Annotated in this window: 6 protein-coding genes and 1 pseudogene; 1 reads left to right on the top strand and 6 read right to left on the bottom strand. The window is 33.8% G+C overall.

Annotation, left to right across the window (positions count from 1 at the left end; genetic code table 11):
• A partial coding sequence (locus tag RMR19_RS20170; RefSeq protein ID WP_310605306.1) for a Fic family protein occupies positions 1 to 846 on the top strand: 846 nt, incomplete at its 5' end.
• A 595-nt stretch (positions 847 to 1,441) separates the two neighbouring features.
• Here RMR19_RS20170 and RMR19_RS20165 read toward each other — a convergent pair.
• The 6 genes and pseudogenes from RMR19_RS20165 to RMR19_RS20135 form a co-directional block, all read right to left on the bottom strand.
• Positions 1,442 to 2,134 (bottom strand): hypothetical protein, encoded by a 693-nt coding sequence (locus RMR19_RS20165; RefSeq protein WP_310605305.1) that lies wholly within the window; start codon positions 2,132 to 2,134, stop codon positions 1,442 to 1,444.
• A gap of 1 nt (position 2,135) precedes the next feature.
• Positions 2,136 to 2,306, bottom strand: coding sequence for a winged helix-turn-helix domain-containing protein (locus RMR19_RS22100; RefSeq protein ID WP_334308200.1), 171 nt, complete (start codon positions 2,304 to 2,306; stop codon positions 2,136 to 2,138).
• Between the two features lie 297 nt (positions 2,307 to 2,603).
• Positions 2,604 to 5,711 (bottom strand): annotated as a pseudogene (locus RMR19_RS20150) (type I restriction endonuclease subunit R).
• A 2-nt stretch (positions 5,712 to 5,713) separates the two neighbouring features.
• On the bottom strand, positions 5,714 to 6,820 hold the full coding sequence (locus tag RMR19_RS20145; RefSeq protein WP_310605304.1) for a hypothetical protein: 1,107 nt from the start codon (positions 6,818 to 6,820) through the stop codon (positions 5,714 to 5,716).
• A gap of 1 nt (position 6,821) precedes the next feature.
• Positions 6,822 to 7,958 (bottom strand): restriction endonuclease subunit S, encoded by a 1,137-nt coding sequence (locus RMR19_RS20140; RefSeq protein WP_310605303.1) that lies wholly within the window; start codon positions 7,956 to 7,958, stop codon positions 6,822 to 6,824.
• Positions 7,959 to 9,509, bottom strand: a complete 1,551-nt coding sequence (locus RMR19_RS20135; protein ID WP_310605302.1) for a type I restriction-modification system subunit M — start codon at positions 9,507 to 9,509, stop codon at positions 7,959 to 7,961.
• Positions 9,510 to 9,803: the final 294 nt, after the last annotated feature.

Raw genomic sequence — 9,803 nt, 5'->3', positions numbered from 1 at the left:
ACAAGAATCCAACAGCTATGTATGGATAAAACCACTCCAAAGAATAGAGATGAAGAGGAAATTATGGGTTATCGTGATGTGCTGAACACCATTCACGAAAGCTATGAGTATATTCCGATTCGCTCTTCCTATATTTTGCAGTTGCATCGTGACCTATACAAATACTCCGAAAAAAGCATTGGCGGCAGATATAAAAATACACAGAATGTGATAGCCGAAACAACTCCAGACGGTACACAAACTGTACGGTTTATGCCCTTAGACCCATACGAAACGCCTGGTGCAATTGACGCTATCTGCGAAAGCTTTAATCAGGTAATTGACACTTGCGTTATTGATCCGCTTGTTTTAATCCCGATTTTCATTAATGATTTTTTATGCATCCACCCTTTCAATGATGGAAATGGACGGATGTCACGACTGCTTACAACTCTTCTGCTCTATCGGTGTGGATATGTAGTTGGCCGATATATCAGTATTGAAAGTAAAATTGAAAAGACAAAATCCAAGTATTATGCTGTGTTGGAGCAATGTGGGATTAACTGGCACGAAGGTAACAACAATCCAAATCCCTTTATTAAATATCTGCTTGGAATTATTCTTTCTGCCTATCGGGATTTTGAGAGCCGAATTCATTTAACTGATGATAAAATTCCTGCACTTGAACAGGTGCGAAATGCTATTAATGAAAAAATCGGAAAATTCACCAAGAGTGAGATAATGGAGCTTGTCCCTACCATCGGCAAGGCATCCATTGAAAATTCATTAAAAAGCCTGGTGGAAGAAAATTTTATTGAACGACACGGCAAAGGAAAGGCTACCTTCTATACCCGAACTGATAAATAACACTACAATATTTTAAGCATCTATCAGCCGATAGGTGCTTTTTTCATGCCATTTTGAAAGGAGTGCGTTCTATATGAATATATTAAGCTGATTATTTCGGTTAAGAGACAAACGACCAACGCAACCTCCGGCAGCTCTTATCGTTTTTTATTGGTGGCTCCACCTCCGGAAAACCCGTGAATGAACGCTCTCCCCTTGTTTCATACATTCTATATCAATCTTAAAAAAATGGAAACAACCACATTTTCGTCAAGCTCGCCCGACTCAAAATACTTTTTAAATGCTTACTGATTGCTGGAACTCCAACATCAAAAATCTCCTAAATAGCCTTTTGCGTTGCCCAAACGGTTTCATTTTTAACTACGACTTCTATTTTTTCATCATAGTCCTAATCACATTTGCTTTTGTATATGACGAAAAAGACACTAAATTTTTCTTAGAATAAAATGTCTTCTCTTATTTTATAAATCTATATTTTCCCTAGTATTAATAGACCTTTCTACTTCTGCAATAGGGTAATTACTTCTATGCTCGAAGTCATCTTTTATCAATATTGGAGCACACATAAAAATAGCCTGCAAAACTTTGTCAAGTCTCAGGGCACTGAATTGATGTTTTTTTTGTATTCATTCAGTTCTGTTTTAACAAAATCTTTCTTTAGTTTATGTATATTAAGTGAATCAATATTATTTTCGATAAAGTCTGCTATTGTTTTTGAATAACGAATTTTCGGAGAAAAACTCTCTTTATCTTTACACCATTGGGGTTCAATATAGTAATCGTCGATTGTTGTTAACACAAGTCCTGAGCAAATAGCCATATATTCACGAGCCTTTGAAGACCATGAATAGACACTTTTTTGGCTAGGAATCAATAAGTTGGTGATTTTTGCAGGGTATGATTTATAGTTTAAATTATTAAATTCAGTCAAATTAGCTGTTGCCGCCAAATCTAGCCAATCAGAAAACTCACACATGCGTTTCAAATATATAACATCTTCAGGAAGTTGAAAACAATCATCTTTAATAGATATATCAACATATCCTATTGCTTTATAATAACTTGGATGCTTTAATATGAACTCTTTTGCGACAGAAAGGCTATCTGTAAAACTATATATGGGTCCTTGGCGAAGTTTGTGTGAATTAAGAGCATGCGAGTATATTTCATCAGCAATTAAGAGGTCATCAGGATATTTTTTTAATAAAACACCATTAAATAAACTGTATATCCCCTCGTTTTCACGATCAGTAATTGCTCTATACAAGCGAACTTTCTCTAAATCCATTTTAACCCTCTCTCTTCACATAAGTCAGTTCTATATCATACCCAAGTGTCCCCATCATATGCACAAAGGTCTTATTAATAATCCCGTCCAGCTTTTTGATGATGCGATTAACATATGATTTAGTTGAATTAATATCTTCGGCAAGTTGTGCCTGAGTAGTACCATTCTTTATACATTTTATCTTTACATCTACTTATATAATGTTTTTTACCATGTTCATCCCTCTCAGCTATTTATTCAACAACTTGTTTCACAAATCAGATAATTTATTTATCACGTTTTCTTTAAAATTACAACCCATACACTCTTGAGTTTCCGTATTTTATCTACAATCATTCATATTTCTTGTACTTGTTATAAATAACTTTTAAAAATCAGCATAAATATAAGGAATCATATCTCTTTTTGTTGTAAAATTAAAACGCGCGAACAGCCTATGCCCTAATTTCGACAGGTTGATATTTCTACTTTATAATGCTCCACCTACGCCTTTAAACTTCTCAACAAAAGCCGATATCTTTTGAAAAACACTCTGTTTTTTAATTAAATATTTAGGGTTAAGCGGGCTCATCTTAGGAAGAAATTCATTTATTTCTGTTCCATTTTCACTTGCATACTCTCTTTTCAATGAAGAAAGTATGTATCTCTTTGCCGCATCTACATTAAGTTCTTCTGCCTCAATCAATTCTTCTGCTTCTCTTTTTTGCTCCTTTTGTGCAAATGAGAAGAATGAATCAATAATACTTGCTTTGTCTTGAATCTGGTCTAAATCAGTTTGGTTAATAAAATCTACCACTAAGCTTTCTTTTGCACGATTCCCTGTACTGGATCGAATTACACGACGTATTTCTTCAACCAGAATTTCTTTATCTTTTACTTTTTTGTTTTTTTCAAATATCAGTTCAAGGATATAATCTAAGTTTATTTCTTGTGACTTTAATAAATCCACTTCAAAGACAACATCATCCCAATCAATTAAAGTGCTCTCCTTATCTTTCCCTGCTTTCTCTCGACGAAGCCAATCTCTAATATCGTTATATAAAGAACGGTAATCTTGAATTATTCTTTCTTGAAGCACGTCAATCTCTTGCATCGCCTTTATATCTTCATCGCTCACGTGATGAGTCGCTTTGAATTCTTCCATAACATCCTGATTATTCATATCAATTGATTGTAAGGCTTTCAAGTTAGTAAACTCATCATAGTTTTGTAATACATTCTCGACTCTCAAATATTCGCCAAATAGTTTAGCAAATTCTTTCTTATCCTTCTCAGTGACAATATCATCGACATTAGGGAATCGTGAATTCAACTCTTGAACTACATCTACATATCCACAACGTGCCTCACCGGTAGAAATATCCGTGAATCCTTCCATATATTCCTTATAGCTTTTTTCAAGCACTACATTTTTCGTATTTTTATCTCCGAAAAGAGTAATCGCATCAATTGTCGCTTGCTCTAGATTTCTAAATGTAACAATATTGCCAAATGTTTTTGTAGAATCATAAATACGATTAGTTCTTGAAAAAGCTTGCATTAAACCGTGATAACGAAGGTTTTTATCGACAAACAACGTATTCAATGTCGGAGCGTCAAACCCAGTTAAAAACATTCCAACAACAATTAAAAGATCAACTTCCTGCTTTTTAACTCTATTGGCAAGATCGCGATAATAATTTTGAAACTCCTTGCTATCCACACCAAAGTTGGTTAAAAACATTTTATTATAATCTTTTATAGCTAAAGTCAAAAACTCTTTTGCACTACTATCCATTGCCGTAGGTTCAAAAGTTTCATCGAGAATTTCACCAACGGCGCTTTGCTCTTCATTAGCAGCAAAAGAAAAGATAGTTGCTATTTTTATAGGTTTATCACTATTCTTTTGCAAGTCATTTAACGATTCATAATATAGTTTTGCTGCCTCAACGCTGCTCACAGCAAACATTGCATTAAAGCCCTTTGCTCCAATATATGAACGATGTGTTTTTACTCTAAAATTATTGAGAATATATTGTGACACTTCCTTTATTCTTTCAGGATGTAATAAAGCTTCCTTGTTTTCCGCCGCTGATAGTTTCTTTTCATCTTGTTCCATCTCTATAGATTTAAACTTCGGACGAACGTCATTATAATCAACTTTGAATTTAAGAACCTTTTCATCTCTAATTGCATCAGTAATAACATAAGAATGCAACTCACGACCAAATACTGTAGCAGTGGTTTCGGCTCCTAATGCATTTTCAGGGAATATAGGCGTGCCTGTAAATCCAAATTGATAATACTGTTTGAACTTCTTATTAATGTTTTTTTGTGCTTCGCCAAACTGTGAACGATGGGCTTCATCAAAAATAAAAACCACTTGTTTATCATAAATTGGCAAGTCTGGTTCACTTTTAATAAGGTTGTTTAGCTTTTGAATTGTAGTTACAATAATTTTATTATCATCTTTTTCAATGTTGCGTTTAAGTCAAGCAGTATTTTCAGAACCATTAACACTATCTGGCGAAAATCGTTGATACTCTTTCATTGTTTGATAATCTAAGTCTTTTCTGTCTACTACAAAAAATACTTTATATATAAAATCGAGTTCCGTCGCCAATCGAGCGACTTTAAAACTGGTCAGAGTTTTACCCGAACCCGTCGTATGCCAAATATATCCACCACCTTCAGTTGTTCTCCATTGTTTTGTCACGTGTGAGCTTTTAATTTTCCACAAAATTCTCTCTGTTGCTGCTATTTGATACGGACGCATAATCAGCAAATTATCACTTGAATCAAAAACCGAATAATGCAGTAATATCTTCAGAAGTGTATTTTTTTGAAAAAATGTTGCAGTAAAATCCTTCAGATCCTTAATGAGTGTGTTATCTGATTTTGCCCAGTTCATAGTAAAATCAAAACTGTTTTTATCTCGCTTAGTCGTATTCGCAAAGTAACGACTATCCGTGCCATTGGATATTACGCAAATTTGTAAATACTTATACAGAGAATTATCTGAATTAAAACTCTCCTTACTATATCTATTCACTTGGTTAAAAGCTTCTCGAATAGCAACGCCACGTTTCTTTAATTCCACCTGAATCAAAGGTAATCCGTTTATTAAAATAGTTACATCATATCTATTAGCTTGAGTTCCCGTTTGCTCAAACTGTGAAATTACCTGCATTTTATTTTCTGCTATATTTTCTTTATCTATCAGATAGATATTTTTTATATGTCCATCATCAAATACAAAGTCATAAATATAGTTATTATGGATTTTGCGAGTTTTATCTATATGATTATCACTTGATTTATCTAAGTATTCCTCACAGAACCTTATCCATTCTGCATCTGAAAATTCCGTATTGTTAAGAACCTTTAACTGCTCTCGTACATTTTCAAGCATTGCTGCAGGCGTTGTTAATTTGGGCAAATACTCATAGCCTTGATTAACTAGGTCTTGTATAAATTCTCTCTCAAGGGATGACTCAGTTTGATAAACAGCTCCTGCCTCATGTAGCTCTGAGTATTTTGTGTATTTATCTAAAACTATGAAGTTGTTTGATTCTGCAATGGATTTGTAATCGTGCATTTTTATACCTCCTTCCAAAATTTAGAGTTATCAATCAGATGATTAAACAATAGTTTTACCATTTGTTTCTCTGGTTCTGTTGGCTCTTTGATTTCTTCATTTAATAATGTACGATGGCTATAATAATTCATAATACGACTCGCATATATTTCTTTATTATCTGGTAAGAGATCAGACCATTTTTTATAGCCAAGAAAATTGGCTGCTTTCTCGTATAAATTACGTAATAGAGTGAAATGATATTTCTCGATTTTGTTTTCATCTATAGCTTCCTTTATTACACTTATTAAATACTGATGATAAGAGAAATTTTTATTCGAATCTCCATATCTAGTATCTATGTCATAACTACCATCTTCATTTTTACAAAGCATATAACCATTTTTAGTTCCAAGTTCATTATACATTACATTATAAAAAACAGGATTGTGTGTTGTAATAATAAATCTCAAACCAGATTCACTCTTTTTAATTATTTGAGCCAAATCAACAGCCATCTGAATCAGATGGTTATCATCTAAAGAAGTTACAGGATCATCAATAAACACATACTCCAATTGATTAAGTTTATCTGTCTCTCTGTCATTTGGATCAGGTACATTAAGTACATTTATTACCTGCTCCAACAAGCTATAAAAAACGCTCCAAACAAAATTGCTTTCTTCGCCTTTAGAAATCTTTATGTTTTCGATACTTTCGTCATCCCCACGTTTATAAGAAAATGCTATTTCTGAATAATCATGGCTGAATCTTGGTGCTAACGCTCGATTAGTATAATTTTGAAAATTACTAATCACATTATATTCTTGCCCTTGCTCCTTAAATACCCATTCAGTAAAAGAGTTTGGGTGTATCTTTAGCTTTAAATCAACATCATTTTCTAAATCATTATCCCAATAAAACAAATCCTCTGTAAAAGCATTATAATAAAGTATTTTCTTACTACCTAAACCTGTTTCCTCTGCATCTATGTCACTTTTAGGTGCAATTAAGGCTTTAAACTCTCTTGAAAGTCTTGTTTTTCCTGTACCGTTAAAGGCATAAATTAACTGTATTTTTTTTTCTATATTCTTTAACTGCTCTGCGATTTCATTCAAATTTTTTCCCATATTACGCCTCTAACTCCGCTTGTGGAAAAGCAAGAAGCTTATCTCGGTAATATTCATATTGCTTTTTCCTTGCCTCTATTTCGGCAGGAAGACCGATTGAAATGTTGTTACAAACCGCGTCAAAGCGGTCAAGGATATCGACAATACGCTTCTGTTCAGGGAGTGGCGGAACTAATACTTCGGGTGCTTTAAGCACGTCATACGAAACAAACGGCTGTGAGCTATTTTTTGCTTTTGAGCCAAAATCTTGAATTAACAAAAGATAATATGCAAACCTGTAGTTTACATCAGAATTTTTATGTTTACATATAACACCATTATATGTCACAAAATGCTTGCCATCAGCCCAATTTACTATACCTGCATAGGCACCAATATGTCCGACTACAGGTGCATTTTCGCTATTGTATTCATGGTGGGCACCGACAATACCATTACTTCCATATACAGGATATATACCCCCATCTGTAGGAATCGTATTTCCAGTACCATACTTGAAATCATAGATATCACCAATATGCATTATCTGAGCATTTTGTGTAGCATTATCTTTTAGAAGCTTGTCTCTATAATACTCATACTGTTTTTTTCTCGCTGTAAGCTCCGCTGTAAGCTCCGCTGTAAGCTCCGCTGTAAGCTCCGTGAAATTGTCTAAAATACGGACAATTTCACGTTGGATTTCTAACGGTGGGTATGGGATTAACAGCTCCTCCGTCACAGGCAATGCTATTTGAGGTAATGACCCCATTACAGAAGCTGAATCTCTAAATTGTTGTATATTATTTTTTAAAACATAGTATAAGTATTTCACTGTTGTTTTTTCTTCGTGTGTATATGCCCACATCTCGTTCTTAAATGTAAATGGACTTTCAAAATATACTACATCTATAATTCCACGCGATTGAACCAAAACAGCGGGAACACTTGTAATGTTTGCATTTGGAATGTCGTCCTCTTTTGCATTTATAACAGTTTTCCCACCAGCAAATATTCTTATTTCCCCATTTTTGTTTTCAATTTCTTTCATTTTCCCAGCAGTGATCGGAGTTCCTTTTAATCGTTTAAAGCAATCCTTTATTTTTTTATACTCCACTCCGCGAGGGCAAAAATCCACTATCAACGCTTCTAATTTACTCATTTATTCCACCTCGATTTCAGCAATAATTTTATCTATTTCAGCACGGAGTTTATCTATTTTGGATACTGTTGCCTTTATCTCTGCATTTAAAATCTTTATATCTATAGATTCTCTTGTATCTTTTGCCTCAACATAAGTGCTCACTGAAAGATTATAATTCTCCTCTGTAAGCTTATCATTATCCACAATCCTTGAAATATAAGGGATATCTTCTTTACTGTCAAATATTTTGATAATTTCTTCAATATGCTCTGGGGTTAGAATATTGTTGTTTGTTTCCTTTTTATAAAAATCTTCACTACTTGCATCTATAAATTGTGTTTTAGTGTCGCTTTTGTGCTTTGATAGAACCAATATATTTACAGCAATTGAAGTACCATAAAAAAGGTTTGGCGCTAACGATATTACGGTTTCAACAAAGTTATTCTTAACCAAATACTCTCTTATCTTTTGCTCTGCACCACCACGATAAAATATACCCGGGAAGCAAACGATAGCTGCACGACCTTTGCTTGAAAGATAGCTAAGGCTATGAAGCACAAATGCGAAATCAGCTTTAGATTTTGGAGCAAGTACACCTGCTGGAGCAAAACGCTCATCATTAATAAGTGTTGGATCATCGCTTCCAATCCAATTTATTGAATATGGCGGATTAGATACAATCGCATCGAAAGGTTTATCATCTCCAAAGCATGGGTCTTTAAGGGTGTCGCCCAGTGCAATATTAAACTTATCATAGTTTACATTGTGCAAAAACATATTCATACGAGCAAGGTTGTATGTTGTATGATTAATTTCCTGTCCAAAAAATCCATCTTCAATAATATGTTCGTCAAATTGTTTCTTTGCTTGTAATAACAGTGAACCCGAACCAGCGGCAGGATCATAAATTTTATTTATCATTGTTTGATTGTGTATTGCTAATTTTGCAATCAGTTTAGAAACACTTTGAGGTGTGAAGAATTCCCCTCCTGATTTGCCTGCATTGGCAGCATAATTAGAGATTAAATACTCATATGCATCTCCAAACAGGTCAATTTGATTGTCCTCAAAGTTTCCCAAGTTAAGCCCTGCAACACCTTTGATAACAGCGGCTAAGCGACTGTTTTTATCTTTCACAGTGTTTCCAAGTCTATTGCTTGTTGTATCAAAATCAGCAAATAATCCTTTGATATCATGTTCTGATGGGTACCCATTTGCAGAACTCTCAATAGCAGAAAAAATTGTTGCTAAGTCTGTATTTAAGTTTTCATTTATATTCGCATCTTTTGCAATGTTAACAAACAACTGACTTGGATAAATAAAATATCCTTTTGCTTTTATCGAGTCTTCTTTAATTTCTTTAGGTATAACCATATCGTCCATCTCTGCATACTTGACACTTGTATCTCCACCTTCCATATAATTAGTAAAGTGTTCACTAATAAAACGATAAAAAAGCGTTCCTAAAACATATTGTTTGAAATCCCATCCATCTACAGACCCGCGGACATCGTTAGCTATCTTCCAAATTTGTGATTGTAATTCTGCTCTTTGTGCTGTGCTTGACATTTTAATTCCTCCGTTTAGTTATAGTAATCTATTTAGACCTGCAAAGGTCTAACACATTTTTTATTCTAGCATTTTCACTGTCCCAAAATAAGACTTATTCTTATGACATTTCATCACAATCCATTTTCAAACATTCCTCCACTTTATGATTTTTTTTTCATTATAATAGACCTTTTTAATTTTACAGTCAATGACTGGAACTTTCATATTTCAGATAAAAGTTTCAATTATGCATAGATGGACGATATGGTTATACCTAAAGAAATTAAAGAAGACTCGATAAAAGCAAAAGGA

The sequence above is a fragment of the Anaerosporobacter sp. genome, from assembly GCF_031551385.1.
Lineage (GTDB): Bacteria > Bacillota > Clostridia > Lachnospirales > Lachnospiraceae > Anaerosporobacter.
This window is presented reverse-complemented; position numbering and strand designations above follow the sequence as displayed.